This is a genomic window from Mycoplasma sp. 394 (genome assembly GCF_054353895.1).
In genome coordinates this window covers 88,317-107,551 of record NZ_JBTHHL010000001.1, presented here as the reverse complement: position 1 = coordinate 107,551, position 19,235 = coordinate 88,317, and the positions used below count along the sequence as shown (strand labels likewise).

The 19,235-nt window shown below is 28.4% G+C and carries 9 protein-coding genes; 1 reads left to right on the top strand and 8 read right to left on the bottom strand.

What is annotated here, in order from left to right; all coding sequences use genetic code 4:
• Window positions 1-26: 26 nt before the first annotated feature.
• The 7 genes from ACXYRQ_RS00335 to ACXYRQ_RS00305 all read right to left on the bottom strand — a co-directional run bounded on the left by ACXYRQ_RS00335 (window position 27) and on the right by ACXYRQ_RS00305 (window position 17,942).
• Complete coding sequence (locus tag ACXYRQ_RS00335; protein WP_458614499.1) at window positions 27-6,161, bottom strand: glycoside hydrolase family 20 zincin-like fold domain-containing protein; 6,135 nt, start codon at window positions 6,159-6,161, stop codon at window positions 27-29.
• 128 nt (window positions 6,162-6,289) lie between these two features.
• Window positions 6,290-13,414 carry a beta-N-acetylglucosaminidase domain-containing protein gene (locus tag ACXYRQ_RS00330; RefSeq protein ID WP_458614441.1) on the bottom strand — a complete coding sequence of 2,375 codons (7,125 nt, stop codon included), beginning with the start codon at window positions 13,412-13,414 and terminating at the stop codon, window positions 6,290-6,292.
• 361 nt (window positions 13,415-13,775) lie between these two features.
• A complete protein-coding gene (gene era / locus ACXYRQ_RS00325) occupies window positions 13,776-14,654 on the bottom strand; it encodes a GTPase Era (RefSeq protein WP_458614440.1) in 879 nt (292 codons plus the stop codon).
• Window positions 14,654-15,052 (bottom strand): cytidine deaminase, encoded by a 399-nt coding sequence (gene cdd / locus ACXYRQ_RS00320; protein ID WP_458597335.1) that lies wholly within the window; start codon window positions 15,050-15,052, stop codon window positions 14,654-14,656. Before cdd ends, era begins: the two co-directional genes overlap by 1 nt.
• A 1-nt stretch (window position 15,053) precedes the next feature.
• Window positions 15,054-15,524, bottom strand: a complete 471-nt coding sequence (gene ybeY, locus ACXYRQ_RS00315; RefSeq protein ID WP_458597334.1) for an rRNA maturation RNase YbeY — start codon at window positions 15,522-15,524, stop codon at window positions 15,054-15,056.
• Between the two features lie 17 nt (window positions 15,525-15,541).
• Complete coding sequence (locus tag ACXYRQ_RS00310) at window positions 15,542-15,940, bottom strand: MAG1140 family protein (protein WP_458614160.1); 399 nt, start codon at window positions 15,938-15,940, stop codon at window positions 15,542-15,544.
• Entirely contained in the window at window positions 15,921-17,942 is a 2,022-nt protein-coding gene (locus tag ACXYRQ_RS00305; protein WP_458614439.1) for an Mbov_0121 family peptidase domain-containing ABC transporter, read from the bottom strand. The genes ACXYRQ_RS00310 and ACXYRQ_RS00305 overlap by 20 nt, the downstream gene beginning before the upstream one ends.
• Before the next feature lie 121 nt (window positions 17,943-18,063).
• On the opposite strand from ACXYRQ_RS00305, the gene ACXYRQ_RS00300 reads away from it, so the two are divergent.
• On the top strand, window positions 18,064-18,603 hold the full coding sequence (locus ACXYRQ_RS00300) for a hypothetical protein (protein WP_458614162.1): 540 nt from the start codon (window positions 18,064-18,066) through the stop codon (window positions 18,601-18,603).
• Window positions 18,604-18,621: 18 nt separating this feature from the next.
• Here ACXYRQ_RS00300 and trmB read toward each other — a convergent pair whose 3' ends face one another.
• A complete protein-coding gene (trmB, locus tag ACXYRQ_RS00295) occupies window positions 18,622-19,230 on the bottom strand; it encodes a tRNA (guanosine(46)-N7)-methyltransferase TrmB (RefSeq protein ID WP_458614163.1) in 609 nt (202 codons plus the stop codon).
• Between the last annotated feature and the right edge of the window lie 5 nt (window positions 19,231-19,235).

Genomic DNA, 19,235 nt, shown 5'->3' with positions numbered 1-19,235 from the left:
CATCGCAGATGCGATGTTTTTAAAAATTATTGATTTGATTTTTTCTTCTTGTTTTTAAATCAAGTATATCCAAAGGTTGCTATACCGAGAACAAATGCTAATACAGCGATTACAATACCAGCAATTGCTCCACCAGTTGGTCCAGTAGATTTTTCAACAGTTTTTGATGTTTGTGCATTTTTATTATCTTGTGGATTTTGGTCTTTTGGTTTGTTTTCAGAAGTAGGTGGAGTGGTTGTTGATCCACTATTGCCTCCTTCTTGTGGTTTTGAACCTTCGGTATTTGAAGGGTTATTAGTGCTTCCGCCTTGCTCTGGTTTTTGAGTATCATTATCACCATTTTCTGGTGTACTTGGCTGAGCAGGTAAGGTTGGTTTTGGACTTAATAGTTGTAATACCTTTGATTTAAAGTTTGCTAATTCATTTTCGGTTTTAGCTTCCTTAACTTCTTGCTCTAAGTCTGCTTTAAGTTTTTCGTTTGTTAGTTTATCTAATAAACGTTTGATGCTATTAGATAAAACTTCTTTATTTTTCTTGCTTTGTTGCACTTTATCATTAATTGCATTAATGATTTTAGCTAATGCAGCAGTATCTTTTGCTTTTGCAAGTTGATCTTTAAATTCTTGTTGAACTTCTGAATCTAGGCCTTCGGTCAATGTGACAGCTTGTTTTTTAGCAGTTTCAAGTTTTGTTGGTGAAATTGCTAACATACTTTGTGCATCTTGAATTTGTTTTACATATTTTTGGATATCTGATGCAGTTAACATCGATGGATCGTGATTGAGTGTTTTAATTTGATTAATTACATCAAGATATGCTTGATATGAATCATCAGTATAGATTTCATCAGTATTAGCAAGTGGTGTTAATAAATTATCCAATGAAGCAACTAATTCATCTTTTTGAGTTTGTGCATCTTCATTAGCACGATTCATTCGATCTAAAGCTTTTTGTAAATCTTCTAACTTAGCATCTTTGTTGTTTAAAGTTGCCTGTCATTGATCAATTTGTTTTTGTAATTGTTGTGATTGTTGTGGGAATTTTAGAGCGTTTTCAGCAATAAATGTTTTTGCTTTAGTAATTGCATCTGCAAGGTTTGTATATGTGGTTCCTAAATCATTTGGTTTTAAACTATCGATTGATTGTTTTACTAATTGGTTAACTTGATAGTAATCAGCAGGGGTTGCTGTTCCAGATTTAATTTTTGAATCAAGTTGTTTCTTTGCTTGCTGTAATTTTGCAAAAGTTTGTGGATCATAGTGACTTGCATCTAATGAATCGATTTTAGTTAAATTATAATCAGAAACTTGTTGATCGAAGCTGGTGTATTTTAAAGTAGGTTGCACTTGATCGAATCTATCCTTTAGAGCTTTATAATCAGCTTGTGAATAAAGATTTTGATTCTTTGGATCAATCATTTGTTTTGCACTAGTTAATAATAACTGATATAACGCATAGTTAGCATCTTGCACATATGAGGTATTAGGAAGTGTAGCATTAATAATATCATTTAATGTTTTAACATTATCTGCTGTTATTTTAAGATCACCTTTTTGTGCATTATCAATACTTTCTTTGATGTTATTTAAAGTATAAATAGGTAATTTTGCATTATCTGCAACTAATGCACTAACTTGCTCTTTTAATTTATTTCAACGATCTTGAGCTTCCTTAGTTCAAGCATCAAAGTTTTCTGGTGTCTTATCAACTTGTGTTTTTAGTTCTGCTAAGGTTGTTTTTCCGTGGCTATCATCACTAGAAGTGGTAGGACGCATTGATGGAGCAAGTTCATAAATAACTGGTTTTTTATCACTTCAATCTATTTGAAAGCCGATGATTTTCTTATTGCTATCTGATTGAGTTAAATCAAAAGTCATATTTGAAAATGCTAATAATCCAAGTTTTTGTGTTTCTTGTTTTTTAGTGCTTTCATCATAAAGCATCACTGAAATGGTTGCATTGGTTGCTGATCCATCAGAATATACTAATAAATCCTTACCATCATATGTATTAGGATCAACATAGAATTTTAAACTTCCATTTTGTGTATCTGGACTTCAGTAAGTGTTGTAATATCCATCTAAGAATTTAACTGGGTAGTTATTTTTGTTAGCAGGTAAATAATTAGTTCCATCAAATCTTGGGTCTTTTGGAACATTATCTCAATTATCATTTACCACAATTTCATTGATTTGTACTCCACGAGATAAATTATGATTATTATTATCTAAAAGTATATTAAGTGTCTTGGTAAATACTATTTTTACATATCGAACATTTTTGTTAGTTAGTGCAGAAATTTTATCAGCATCAAAATATCTATAATTTGGTCGCTGTGGATCTACTTTTACAATATTTTTAAATTGTGGATATGATAAGTTGTTAGTTTGAATATATTGTGGATCTTTAACTTCTGATAACGAAGTAGGATTAGTGCTACTTTCTGATGGTGTACTGTTATAGATTTCATGTCAATCCGAATCAGTATTAGTATTTTTATCAGAAACTAAGATTTTAAAGAATCTTGGATAGTTATAAGTATCTTTATCTACATACATCTTTAATGAATTTAAGGTTACTGTATTTCCTAAATCATAAATAATGTAATCATTTTGAAGTGGATATCCATTATAAATATCATATGTTGATACATTACCATCGATAGCATTACCTGAATAACGAGTATCTTCACCTCAACCATTAATTGTTTGCACATTTGAACCAATCATTCTTCCGTATGTTTTGCTATCTACAACTTTTACATCCAAACTAGAAAGTGTTGGCTCTTGATTATTTTCTCCTGTTGTAGTTGTAGCCTTTTTAATTCTAATATATCTAGCAAACTTGTTGTTATCATTAAAAGTTCCTGTATATGGATATCATTCGATTCCATTTCTTGATGTTTCTAATGAAACATTATTAGGAATGCTATCTTGTCTGTTTAACTTAATAGTATTAAGTTGATACATTTGCTTTAAGTCTAAACCAACATATTTATCTGTTGTTAAGTTTACTGGTGTAGTTGATGAAGCACCATTGGAACCAGTTGTTTTACCAACAAATAATCCAAATTCATCCTTATCAACAACTTGTGTAAATAAATTAGTTGTATCACTTGAGTTTTTATCAGTATATAAATATTGATTTCCAGGTCCAAATAAATGGATTGAAACTAATGATAATGGTCCAGAAAATGAAGTATCAGTAGAACGTAATCTGAAAAATTGTGCAAATGCCTTACCACGAATGATTTGGTATCTTTGTGATGGAACTAAGTTACCAAATTTAACTCAAGCACCAGTAGCAGATTCAGAACCAGATACATTAGCATTAGCATCTCAATATTCAATTACACCATTATTTAAATAACTAACTGATGAGTCATTTTTTCCTTGGTCGATAACTACTGATGAAACCTCTGCTGCATTAGCTAATTTAAATTGAATAAATTTATTATTAGTAAAATTATTGATTGAAACACTATTATCAAAAATAGATTTATTTATATTTGAAACATTATCAGATGTAAAATTTAGTTTATTAGCAGAATCACTTCCGTGGGTTTGGTCATCATGTTGCAAGACTAATGCAGTTGTTCCAGCCCTTGGAGCTGTATCAGTATTAACAACAAATTCATAAATACGGAATCATTTATTTCTACCAGTTCCAGTTTCGGTATCAATCATACGAATGGCACGAACATTTTTTTGGTTTACTGAAATTTTAAAGGTATTTGAAGTTGAAAAACTAGATGTGCTTAAAGTATAAGAGTTATCTGTTGTAGTCGAACCATCAGACGAACTACTTGATTGAGCATTAGCATCCTTAGGTAAATCATTTCATACATCTTTGTTATCTGTATCTAGATGATATTGAATTTTAAATTTAGTGAAATACTCTTCTGAATTATAAGTATTTGTTCCAAATTTAATTTGTAAATCTTTAACATCGATTGGTTTATCAAATTTAACCCCAAAGTAGTTGTTAGGTAAGATACGATTATTATTTGTTCGATTCGCATCCAATGTATAGACGAATTGTCTTTGGTTATTTAAAGTAAATATTGAACCAGGAATATTTTGTTGAGTATTTGGACTAGTTAAATCGGTAATAATACTCATTCCATTATTTTGCGGATCTGCAGCAGTTGGGAGTAGTTTTTCTACCTTTGCCAATAGCTGTGGTGTTAATAACGAAGTAAGATTACGGGTAAAGTGTGATCCGATACTAATATCCCTAAATGAAGTTGAATAATAGTTACGACTTTGATATGATTGGAAATAATTTTGTGCTTTTATATAATAATCAACAATTTCTTCATCATCTGGATTAGATTTATTTGCTTCAATATAAGTTAACACAAAGTACTTTTGTGCTTGAAAATAATCCGAAGCAGCTAAAACAAATTCATGAATGGTATCGATAAATTTAGAATGTGATTTGTTTTCTAATAAAATCTGTATTTGTGGAAATAAATAATTTAATTGTGTTAAATAAGTCTGCGCTTCTTTTTCATGATAAGTGCTAGTTCCCTTGCTATTATCACTATTTAAAACATCATAAAAATTAGATGCTGCTGGAGTTAATCCATCTCCGGCAAAAAGTGCTTCTGAATAAGTATCTTGAGCAATGTATGCTCCTAGTCTTCTTAAAGCAATTGATTCAGGTGTTTCAATTGCAGTGTTATTAGCGATAGCACGAAACGAAGCCTGATATATCAGATCCTTTTCAATTTGTCTACCATCACCTGCTGGTAATATTTTTCAAGTAATGTTAGCCAAATCGAAGAAACCAAATTTTGAAAACTCTGCTTTTTTATTTCCGGTAGATAAAATAAATCCGATAAATTTACTTGGATCAACATTAACAGATGTATATTCTCCGTTATATCCATTTTGAGCATTTGGCCGAAGCAATTCTTCAGCAGTTCTTAAATATAATTTATTTGCATCACGAGCAAAATCATCTGGATATTCTTTAAAGAAGATCGGTTTAATTTGTTGTCCATCTTGGGTATATTTGTCTACATCGTATTCATTAATGTATTGGTGATCATTAAATTCATCATCTAAAATCAACGGTTGCACTTCTGATGGAAGCGATGCATAATATAAAATAAATCCTGGTGTTTTAGTAGAAGCACTTTTTTGTAAGCGTGGAGTAATCGCAGATGAGCGACCAAAATATCCTTGGAAGATAATATTAGTATCTAAATCAGGATAGGTGCTTTTTAAACTCTTGATTCAAGCAACTAAATCAGTGAATAATTGCACCGTTTTAGGTGATTGCTCACCCATAGACATTAATCCGATTTTACGAACACCAGCCTTAATTGCTTGTAAGTATTTAGCTTTTAAAAGTGTTAAATTAGCATCATAATTTTCATTGGTAAAATCTGATAAAGCATCTAAGACAAAAACAAATTTAACATGAGTTTCTTTTGAAACTTTGGCTAATTCTGTAAGTTCATCCAGTTGTGCTTGATTGAGTGGAACCATTCAAGCTTTTTGTGTTTGTTTATCTGTATCTGAATCACCTTCTTTAGTAGTTATTTGATTTTGATTATTAGCATAAGCTCCAGCTAGTGTTTTATCAGGTTCAAAGATATAAGTATTAATTTTATAGTAGCTTGAAAAGCGCATAATATCAATCATTTCATCTTTGGTTTGATTATGTTCAGCACCATCAAAAACACGGTGTGAGTCCATAAATCCACGGATTTTAACATCAGCATAATCTTTAATGGTAAAATCTTCTATTTTATATCCATCAAGTTGTTGGAAAATATGTCATAAAGTAGTTGCACCAAAGAAAGCTGCATCTGAATCTTTTGCTAATAATGAAATGTAATTATCTTGTGTTTTAATTACATATGCATCGTTTTTAGCAAAATTACTTGCTGCAAAATCATCACTTGAATCTATTTTTGTAATATTGTTATCAACTAAATTATCACTATCACCTTGGATACCAACTAGGATGTTGGTTTTTCCGCTTACAAGACTTCTAGATTCGCTTGAAGTAATATGTCTAAAAGCAAGCGCTTCTTGAATACGGTTTTTAGTTGCTGAATCGATTCCGTTTTCATATACTAAGTTAACATCCTGACTAATCAAAGAAGTTTTGTTTTGATACAAAATATTATGAACCATTGGAAAAATAGCATATTCTTGGTGTGAAGCAGTTTGTTCACTTTGATTGCTTGTAGCAGCAGCGATACAAGCAGTTGCTACTGCAGAAGCGCCAAAAAATAATGCTTTAAGTTTAGTTTTCTTAATTATATACTTCCTTAATTATCCTTTTTCTTAGATTTTTTCTTAAATACAAATACTGATGCTGCAACTAATACTGCTGCTAAGACTAATAACACAACGATTGCTGCAATGGCACCTTTGTTATTTGAAGTTGTAACAACTTTTGGATTTTCATCTTTAGGTTTTTGTGGAGTTGTAGGTTGCTCTGGTTTGCTTTCAGGAGCAGGTTTTTGAGCTTCTTTATCAGCTTGTTCTTGGGCATCAGTAATTTTTTTGCGTATTTGCAATAACTGTGCTTTTGTAGTTGCATCTTTTAACTCGTTCTTAAAACTTTCTTTTGATGCAGCATCTTTGATTTGATCAGCTTGCTGTGAAACTAAATTTAACAGATAATTGAAACTAAGTTTTTGTGCAATTGTTAATTCTTTTGCTAATAAATCATTATTAGTTGCATTATTAACATCATCTAAAATACTTTGTTTAATATCTGGTGTTAAATCTTTAATTTCCTCAGAAATTGCTTTAGAAGTTTGGTTTGCTTGATTTACCTTAACTTTTAGTGCAACTAAAGCATCTAAGGTAGGTTGTGCTAAGTTATCAAGTTTATCTATGCTTTGTAAACCATTTACCATCGCATCGTATTGTGCATTTAGTGCTGTAAGTGAGTTAGAATAAGTGTTTTTCAAGGCTTGTGAAGCTAATCCAGCAATTAAAGTATCGATGTCTTGGTTTAATGTGGTTACTTGGTTTTGTTTGTCTAATAATGCTGTAAGTTGGCTTGCAACTTTGTCTACATCGGTTTTGGTAAATGCTTTTGCTAAAAGATTTTCAAGAGCAGCTTTTTTAGACTCTTGCAATAATTTTGGTAAATCTTTGTTTACTGCATTTACAGCATCGGTGTATTTACTTCATTCTTGGAATGAATATTCTTCTTGAAGATGTTCGATGATTCGAGTAAGTTCAGATGAGTTATTAGTTGCATCAACACGAGCTAAGTAGTTGGATTTATCATCTAATTTAGCAATTAATGCTTTTGCTAATGTTTTTGCATCATCTAAGTTGGTAGAATTTACAACTAATGCTTTAGCTGTTTCTTTAAGATTGGCTTCATCTTGGTTAATTTGCGCTTGTGATAATAAATCAATTTTAGAACCAGAAACATTAGAAGCAATGCGATCTAAAACAGCTTGATATTCACGATATGATGCATCGGTTCAGACATTATTATCATTAGAAATCGGATCTAATAATAATAACTTGTATTTTGCAATTGCTAAATTACGTTCATTAATAACTGATTCAGTAACAGCTTTTAATGAATCTAAGGCTTCTTGCACTTTATCAGCTGTAATATATTGTGAATATACTATATTATCATCATTTTGCACCTCAGTTAACAACTGATTTGATAAAGCAGGGAACTTTAATTGGTATTTATCATTAAATGGATATGAATGAGCATCACGATATGCTTCGTATTCTTTAATTTTTGCACCGACAGTAGATTCTTCTAATGCAGCATATTTAGTATCAAATTGTTCATTTAGTTGTTTGTAATTATCTTCAGTTGTAGAATCACTAGAAGTATTAACTTTTGAACGAATTGATTCCACATGAGTTTTAAGATCATTGAAACTTGGATATTGATATTCGATTGGATTTAATAAATCAAATTTTGCAACATTTAACTGAGCAATTTGCTTGTTAAATGTTGGTAGTTTAACTAATGCTTCTTTAGTTTTCATAAGTTGATTGATCATCGCATTTGTAACTGATGTGGTTAAATTATTTGGATTTGCTAATGCTAATTTAGCTTCATTAACAGCATCTTGATATGGCTGATATGAAGTTTTTGTATATAAAGCAGGATTTACATAACCATTTAATAAATATTGCAGATAAGTAGCTGAGGAAACTTTAGCATATGTTGGAAAAGGAACAGGTATTTTTATAGTATATTTTTCTGCATCCACATTAGCAGTTGCTTTAATTGTTGGAAAGTATAAAGCTTCTACATATTTATCAACATAACGCTTAAGAGCTTGTCTTGTAACTCTTTGGATGTTTTCTTCTGCTTTTGCATCTTTTTGAGTAACTGTCGTATCAGTTGTGGGTGCTGCACGTTTAGCTCTTGTATTTTTTGCTGGTTCAGTAGCTTTATCCTTAGAATCAATTAATTGCTTAAGAGCATGTTCAGCGTTTACATATGCATCCTTTGATTCTTCGGTTCGATTATTAGTATCATTTTGATTTTCATAAGATGATTTTAATTTATTAATTGCTGTTTTATCTGCAACTTCCCCAGTAATTACATAAGGGTTAAATTGCACAATTTTTGGTTTTTTACCACTTCATTTAATTTTAAATCCAACTAAGTTTGCACTGTTTATACCCTGTAAATAGGCCTCAGGTTTATATAAAGAAAATGTTACGATGTTGTTAAATAAGGTTCCAAGTCTTTTGTATTCATATTTACCATCTAATATATTATATGTAATTTGATAGACAACAGCATCTGATGGTTGTCCAGTCGAAACTACCATTAAGTTTTTATCTTTTCAGTTGGTATCAGCAACGTTATAATATAACTCACCAGTTTCTTCTTTTGGTTCTCAATAGGTAGTATAATCAGCATCCAGCATTGCAGCAGGTTCATGTTCTACCGAAGCAGCTTGATAATTAGTTCCAGAGAATCTAGGATCAGTTTTTGAATAATATTTTCCACCATTAACTTGGATTTCGTTGATTTCTAACAAACGATCGACTGGATAATCTTTTTTAATTAATAATTTTACATATCTAGCTTTAGTATCAGTTAAATTATCAACACCTCATCATTTAAATCGTGGATGTTCAGTATCAATAGTTCCACTATTGGTGCGAGCTAAAATATCTTCTAAGTTATTTGGATCGTTTCCGATTTCAAATAATGATTTTCATTCGGTATTTTTATCATTTTTTTGAGCTACTAATACTTCTAAGTCTCTTGGATAATTATATGAGTTGTTATTTGCATAGATTTTTAATGATGTTAAATCAATATCAGAACCTAAATCATAAACAACTTCGTTATTTGCTTTTGGAGTTGAGATAAATTTAGTTGATGTATCGAAATCACCATCAAAACCACCATAGTTATTTTCAATGTTAGAAGCTTCTAAATCACTATCTACAATGCGACCAAAACGATCAAAGTCTTTAACTGTTACTGTCATACCACTAAAGTAAATATCTTTTGATGTTGTATCAGTTTTAGTTTCGCCTAAACCAAAATCACTATTATCATATAAGTCTTTTGAGTATTGTAATCGAATGTATCTAACCGGCTTATCAGTTAGTTGTGTGCTATTATATAAATTAAATCAAGTTACACCATCAGTTGATGCTTGACTAATAAGGTATTCTGGAAGCGCACTTGCAAATTTGACATCTTTTAAAGTATAAATCTTTTGTAAATCTAATCCGAAACCACTTTTATCTTTTACTTTAACTGATACTGTGTTTCCTTCTTTGGCAAATAATTTAAAGGTATCATTATTATATGATGATAATAATTTATCAGTGTTAACATTATAAGAATGGTATATATAAGCAGTTGTTACCGGATTTTCAAGTGGGGTAATAAATAAATGTTTAATATCTCATGATGGTTTTGCTGTAAATCCAGTTGTAGGTTTAATACGGATACCATTATATTTATTAGTATCAGTAATTTTAATTACATCATCACCTGTTGAATTAGTAATAGTTGATAAAATGGTAAAAGTATCATTAACATACCCTTGCACGATATATTTATCTAAAAAGTTATCCCCTTGCACAAAGTGGATTGAACTAATCGCACTGTGACGATCAAAGTTTACATCAACATAGTCTCCAGAATAATCTACATTATTGCTATTATTATTATTAGAAACATTATTTGTTCCTGAACTACCAGATGCTGTAACAGATGTAGTAAGTTTAGTAACAGCATCTGAATCTGGGTTAACAATATCATTGATTGATTGATCGGAAGAATATTTCATTACTGTAAAAGGATAATAATGGACTCCTTCAACAGCTTCATTAGGTCCATATATTTGTAAACCTGCTAGATTTAACGGATTATTTCCCTGTTCTCTGTTTGTTGCTCTAGAAACAAGCGAGATATATTGAGTTTTTGCATATCCATATGTTTCATAGTATTCTGCTTTTGCATCTTCAGCTCTTTGTGCTTTAATATAACTATCATCATAACCTTTACCAAAATTCTTTCAAGTAGATGTTGCAGAATCATAATATTTCACTTGGATTAGCGGGAAACCTTTGTTAGCATTGTTTATATCTTGTTGGAAAGCGACAGCTGAAACTTCTGATAATTTATCTAATTTAAAGATAATTTGATCTAAATCTGCTGCATTTGCAGTTCCAAAAGTTACTGTGGTAGAAAAATTGTCATCAGTTAATTTTTCTAATTCAGTTTTAGTTGTATTAGTAGGATTTTTCAACTTCGAAGTATCTACCCTACTAAGTTTATCGGTTAAATTATTATAAAAATTATAATTTAGTTTTTGTAAATCATTTATATCTGTTTGTGGATTTACTAAGAATTCTAAAAGTCTAAATTCATAATTATTAGTAGTGTTGCTAAGATTTTTAATTCTTACCCCAATTACATCATCGATTGGTTTAGTAAGCTTAATTACCTTACGAACTGATGATTGGATTCCGGTTACCGTGGGAACGGATGCATCTTTACCATCAATATCATGTCACGAAGATTCTTTGATTGTTTTTTTTGTTAAATCAATTATTTGTTTACTTTGTCTTTTCTCTGCAGTATATGTAGTAACATCCAAATCTGATGCATAATCTACATCATCTGCATAGAGTACTTGAATTTTAGCATTATCAAAGTGATCCTTGACATTACTATTATCATATCCTGTATATCCTGCATATCTTAATCAAAGTTCTCTGAATTGAATTGGTTTATCAAATAATGTTCCAAAGTATTTATTTTTGTTATCGTATTGTACTGGACCTATTTGATTTCCATAAATTAAAACTCTTTGGTTATTTTTTTGTAAAACTCATTTTACATCAGATTTAGAATCTTTGTTTTGTAAGTTTGTGATCACTTCTTGATTTCTCGGAACATCTCCAAGACTCTTGTGTAATTCATGATTTACAACTAGGATAAGTCATTGAATAAATGGCTTAAGAACCTTGTTTCCAGCATTTACTTCAACTGCCACTCCATCGTAGTTATACTGATGTGATTCAATGGCACTCTTATATAAATTTACCCCTAATGTGAATGCATTAAGTGCATCATCATATTTATTTGATTTAATATCAACAGCTGCATCAATTAGATGATTTGCTGCTGTTGATAAATCTTTAAGCATATTTGCTCAAGGTTTAATTTCTGAAAAGAATGCTTTGGTTTTTGTTGCTGTTGAAATTTTTAATAAATCAACTGCATCAGTTAAATTATTTAACTCATCTTGTAATGTATATACATCATATAAATTAAATGCTTTAGTATTATATGTTTGTTTAAACTTATTAGCATGACTTTCTAAAGCAACTGAATCGGTATTAGCAACAGTGTTTGTTGCTGAATAAGGATTATCAAATAGTCTTAATGCAATGGTACGTAACGCTTGTGCGTCTTTGCTCTCTAAATCTGAATCATTTAAAAGATAATTAAACGATTGTACTCAAGCATCGTTAGATGATTGTCATACTTTTCAGCCATAATTTGCTGTTTCAAATAATGCGATGCGAGAAGCAAGTTTAGCTTGCATTGGTTTTACAATAATTCCATCTAATCCTTTAGTTAAAGATTGATTATTTGTAATTGATGGTAGATATGTTGATAAACCACCTAAAACCATATTTCCTTGATCTTCATATTTTTGTGTAGTTGGTCAATTTAATAATAAACTAACTCCACGATTTGCTTTATTTACAAAGTCACTTACATTTGATGTAACTTCTGCTGCATTAGATTTAGGTAATTTTACAATCTCAATTTCTTTTGGTAATAAATTGTAATAATCTTGGTATTCGGTATTAGATACTAAAAATAAAGTTGATGCATCAAAATCTGAAAAAGCAGTAACGACTTTTTCTTTAATTCAAGATGTTAAATCATTTAAGATTTTAGTATTTAAATTCGCATCATTGCTTGCATATAGCGCAATACGTTTAATACCAGCTGTTGCAAGTTGTCAAATTTTACTTTCTAAACTTGCTAAATCTGAATTATATGTATCTGCTGTAAAGTCACCTTGGTTAAATGGATTAATTGTATATACAAATCTAACTTTAGTAGATTCTCCAGTTGTTGCTAATTCTTTGATATTAGCAAGCTCACCTGGTGTATATAATAATTTTCATTGACTACTATGTTTTAAGTCGTCACTAGCAGCATATAAATATGTATTTAATTTATATTTAGATGCTCATGCAAAATAATCAAGACGATCTTGTTGTGATCACTGTGATTCTTTGAAATCATCTAATGTTCCACGCATTTTTATATCTGCATAGTCTTTAATGGTAAATTTTTCAATTTCATAACCATTAAGTTGTTTAAAGACTTCTGCTAAGGTAGTTGCAGCATAAAAAGCAGCATTAGTATTTTTTGCTAAAACAGAAACATATCCATCTTTTAAAGTTGAAATTCAATATGCATCAGTTTGAAGTCATAAATTATCTCCATAAGGTAGATTATTTGATAAATCTGATAATTTATTATCAACTAAAACATCTGAATCTCCATGAATCCCTACTAAAATATTTGTTTTACCTTTAACAAACCTTCTAGAAACAGAATATTTTAATCCTTTATCTTTAAAAATTGTTTCATATTTTGCTCTAGTAACAGAATCGATTCCATTTTCAAATACTAAATTGACTTCTCTAGTAACTAAAAAAGTTCGTTTTTGACTATTAGTTGTATCTGTTGAATATGAAATAGAATGCACATATGGAGTAATTTTATATGTGGTTGTCTGTCCTTGTTGGTCAGAAACACTTGATGTTGTTGAAGCAGTCTGACTTTGTCCTTGTGTAGGTGTTCCTGCTGAAGCAGCAGCAACACCAGCAAGTAGTCCTAAACTACCACTAGCACCAAGAAATAATTTTAATTTTCTTTTGATTTTCATTTCACCTCAATAAAATAATAATTAAGTATAACTTTAAACTTTTATTAACATACAAATGTATGTTTTTATCTTTTTAAAGATATACAAAGAAATTATAAATGTTTTTTTTTTTTTTGCTTACATTATGCTATTAATTCGTTACTACTTTTAAAATCATTGAAATATGTAAGTTAAATATTTTATGCCTATAAATAAGATAAAAAAGTTTAATTCTATTTATATTTTTACTTATTTAAGTTTTAAATATACACATTATTATTAAATTTTTTTGTATGTATATAAAATAAAAACCAATAAAAAACTAAAATTATTAAAATTTTGAACAAAAAATGTTTAACACTTTTATCAAAGTGTTAAACAACTATTTATAACCAAATTTACCCAATAAATTTAAATCATCATTTCACTTTTTAGCAACCTTTACTTTCAATGATAAGGTTGTGGGTAATCCAAATTGATGTGCGATTTTGATACGTGCCGATTTTCCTATTGCTTTAATTTTTTCGGCTTTTTTTCCTATTAACATTCCTTTTTGTGAATCTTTTTTAACATAAATAACTGCATCAATTATTATTTTTTGAGGATCAGATTCATCGAATTCCAAGATTTCAACAGCAATTGAATGTGGTAATTCTTCATATAATAAATTAATTGCTGATTCACGAATAATTTCTTTAGCAATAAATCGCATCGATTTATCTGTGATATATTCGCTATCATATTGTTCTTGTCCATCATAAGTATATGTTTTAATTAAATCTATTAATGCATTAATAGATTTATCATTATTGATGTTTGTTGAAATAATATGTTCAAAATTATACGCAAGTAATTGCTGCATTTTTTGTTGTAAAAGTTCAGGTTTACCTTGAATTTTATCAATTTTAGAAATTACAGCAATTTTGTGTTTTACATTCTGTATTTTTTCTAAAATCATTTTATCACCATTACCGAGATTCTCATCAGATGGACTTAAAAACAACAATACATCAACATCGTTAGTTGCTTCATAAGCATTTTTATTTAATGTTTGACCTAACTTATTTTCAGGTCTATGGATTCCGGGTGTATCAGTAAAAATAATTTGGTAATTATCATCGTTATATATACCTGTAATTTGATCTCGAGTAGTTTGAGCAGTATCTGTAACAATTGCAACATTGTAACCGATAATAGCATTTAATAAACTGCTTTTTCCAACATTGGGTCTTCCAATAATGCTTGCAAAACAAATTTTCATTATTTAATATTCTCCGAATGAATGGGATATGGACAAAGCTCGATCAATTTATTAATACGAACTTTGCTAGCATCATTGCTATATTGATAAATCAATGCATCATCAGGCATAAATTCTGTCATTACTTGCCTGCATCCTGCGCACGGACTTACTTCTGATTTTCCTGAAGAAATAATATGTATTTCCTTGAATTTTCCAACTTTTCCACCATATGCTACTGAACCAAACAACGCACTTCTTTCGGCACATAAACCAGATGGATATGCAGCGTTTTCAACATTAACACCTTTGTATTGATTTCCATTTTCATCGATTGCAATTGCTGCAACTGCAAATTTTGAATATGGACAATATGAATATTTTAATAATTCTTTTAATTCTTCAACATTTATTTTCATTTTATCCCCTTGTGATTTTTAATGGATTAAAAATTATATCTACAATACTATCCATTTGTTGTTTTTGACTTTCATTTGAATGATCATAACCTTGCAAATGTACCAATCCATGTGTAAATAAATAACAAAATTCACGTTTAAGTGAATGATTAAACTCTTTTGCTTGCATCTTCATTTTATGTCAACATATTACTAGCTCACCTAAAAAATAAATCGGTAGTTTGTCATATAAATTATTTTCTTGAAAACTAAATGAAAGAATATCGGTTACATAATCTTTATTACGATACTCTGAATTAAGTTGTTTAATTTTATTTTTTGAAACAAAGCTTACATCTAAAATAATTTGCTTATTTTTATCAATTTTAAAATAATTAGCAAAATTATTTAAAATATCATACATTTGATTGATAAAAATATCAGTATTTTTAGGTTGATTTGAAAGGTTAATTTGCAGGTTATATTTAAACATAACATAATTATATAAAATTAGTTAAATAAATGTATAAATCAGTTATAAATATATTTATAAATTAATTCTTTTGATTCAATTAAACGAACTGGGATAAATTCAAGGTTTTTTTGTTTTAAAAACATTGATAAATCTGAATTTTTGATAATAATTTCTTCATTTTCATTTATTGCATCAATATTAATTTGATATTGATGCAATTTATCTTCAAAATTAAAGTCAATTTGATAGTTTTTTAATGCTAATTTATCATAAGCTATATTTTTTAAAATCAACTCATTATTATTTTGTCTAATTATCACCTGCTGATATTTATTAATCGACTGATACATAATCAAATAAATAAACATCGCAAACAATGCTAATAATGAAAAAAGTAGTAAATATTCTAAAAAACTAATTTTGTACTTTTTCAAGATTAATTACTTGCGAATCAGCAAAAAGATATTTATTATTATGTGAAATTTCTACTACTTTTTTGTTTTTTAAAATATATCCAAGTGGTTTTTGAAGCATCAAGAAAATCTCTTGTGAAATTGATTCAAATGCTTCATCAAGTAAAACTACATCGTAATCTAAAATAAAAATTCTTAACAACTTAATTATTTGCATTTGTCCACTTGATAAAGAATTGATATTTATATTTTCTATATCATCCAAATTTGCTTTTTTTAAAATAGGATATAACTTAAATCTATTAATGGTATCATTGAAACCAAAAGAATCAGATATCATTAAATATTCAGATATAGACATATCTAATTTTTGATTTTTATCCCCTACATAATAAATTTTTTCACGTATTTGGTTATTGTGTAAATTCATTTTTTGATCATTTATTAAGATTTCACCATAATCAATTTGATATTTACCACTAATGATGTTGCATAATGTAGTTTTGCCACTACCATTATCGCCTTTGATGATATGTTTTTGATCAATTATGAGCCTTGGAATATTAACAACTTTGTAATTAGGATTGCTATTATATGAAAAGGATACATATGATAGATGTATTTTATCAATCGAATTGATATTCTCTAAAAGATTTGAATTTACAGGTTTACCAGTTCTAAAAATATTAAGCATAGTTTTGCTAATCTTATAATCTTTTGACATCTGAAGTGCTTGTGGAATAAATTTTAGAGGTCTGATAAACAAATTTGATGCTGTGATAAAAAATAACAGTTCATATACTTTCAAATTCTGCGATCATATTTGAAATGTTCCATAAATTAGGATGCAAAATGGATAAAAAACATCTAAAAACAATTCAAAATGATTAAAATTTTGCATCTGTAAATTAAAATTAGAATTTTCTTGTATATATGCTGCATAATCATTCAATAAATTCTTTTGATATAAATTTGCAAATGTATAATCAAAATTATCTTTTAAAATATTAATATAATTATTGATTTGTTTATCGGTTAGAATACTTTGAGCAACAATTTGATTTTTGTTTTTAAAATACCAAAACATATAAATGCTAGCAAAAACACTTGTAATTATTCCAAAAGCACCTACAATAAATAACAATTTTTTATTTATAGCAAAAATAATAATCAATGAGATGATAAAACTGATTATGTTTACAAAAACCTTAGACAAAAAAGTCTTTTTATGAATTAAGTAATTCATTAAAGAACTGATGCGATTTTTTATCTCTATTTCACCTAATTGATTAATAATTTTAATATTTTGATGACTTCAAGATTTCAATAAATTATTGAATTCTTTTGAATAACTAGTCAATACTTTATTTTCAAAGATTCTCGTGATCATTATTTGAATTAAACTAATAATTACAAATAAAATAATAAAAAATCCACTCATTAATCATAATTCCTTTTTAAGATGAAATGGAATTATATTTTCAAAAATATATTTTGTTGTTAATGGTGTAATAAGTGAAATAATTATTTGCAGCAAATACATAAAAATCAACTTTATGGAAATACTTAAACCACCGAAATAAGTATTTCTATACTTTTTTATTATTTGTTTTTGTGCTGCTTTATCTTTACTTATTTTGACCAATATTCCTCGATATAAGTTTAAAAAAATGTTTTTATCTTGTTTTATTCTTCCTTGTTTTGGATCATAGATTAACAATTTATTTCCTTGCACTTCTTCAATTAGCACCATATGTTGCATATTTTGATTTAAGATTATTGCAGCAAGTGGATATTCATCAACATCAAGTTTTTCAAAATCTTTTACACTACATTTAAAACTTTGTAACTGATATTGGTATTGTGATAAAGTTTTTTGAAAATGAAATAGACTTATACCTTCTTCATCATAACTAACATTTAACTTTAATTGGTTTATATCATATTGTTCGTTATAGTATTTATTTGCTAGATGTATAAATACATATAACGAACAATCTCTTGAATCAATTTGTTTATACATAATTTTTATATTATTTTTCAAAAAAAAGTTACTAATAAGGAACAAAAAATGTGAATATTATGTAAATAATTTAAAAATATGATAAAAATTAGTATAATTATAAAATAAACAAAGGGGTAAAATGGAAGCAAAAACTAAAAGAAAGTTATTTTGATTTTCTGCTCTTGCAACAACTGTAACTGCTGGTGCTTTTGGTTTATCAATTGCAGTTTTAAACACAGGAGCAAGTGATAGAAAGTATTATGAATATAAATATTCAACGCTTGATTCATATATAAATTCTGTTAAATTACCTGGTTTAGCAGATCAACAAGTAAAAAATTTATTACAAAAAGCAGATGTTAATTATCATAATCCTAAGCAATTTGATGATTTAGATTTTTTATATCAACAATTTCGCGAAATTTTAAAACAAGCATTAAAGCCTCGATTAGATAAATTTACTAATTATAATATTTCACTAATTGTCCAAACACAAAACACTAAACAATTAGTGGATGCTTGAAATAGCATTGATAATATTGAAGAATTTTATCAAATCTTGCCTAAAATCAAGGATATTAATAAACAAAACCAATTAGAAACAGAATTTAGAGCAAGCATTACACCAGATAATACATCGGCTGTTTTAGCAAAAGCACAAATGGAAATACAAAAATAAAATCGTCTTTTGACGATTTTATTTTGGTTTTGCTATTAAAAAATTTATATTCTTTCCTTTTTGACTTCATTTAATTTCATAACCTGTTTTAATATTTTGATTATTATATTCTGATTTATGTAAATCATCGGTTTGATAAATTATTTTTCAGTTATTTTGTATTAACGAATCAAGTGAAAATTCAAAAAGTTTGTCATTATCTGTCTTAAATCATAACTTTCCACCTTGTCCTAATAATTGCTTATATGTATCTAAAAATGTTTTATATGTTAGTCGTCTTTTAAAATGTGCATTCTTAGGTCATGGATCACTGAAGGTAAGTCAAATTTTATCACAAGTTCCTTTGAATATTTCATTTATTTTAATCGCATCAGCAGTTATAATAAATAAGTTAGTCAAATTAAGTTCTTCAATTTTTTTGAGAATTTTAACTGCAACAGTTGCATATTTTTCAAGGGCATAATATTTGATATCTGGATTTTGCTTTGCAAGGGATGTTATCATCTCTCCCTTACCTGCACCTATTTCAATAACATTAGTGTGATTTAATTGTATCGGAAATTCTTTTAGATAATAAATAGATTCATTTAATTTACCTTGTGCATTTTTATCAAATCTTAATCTCATATACT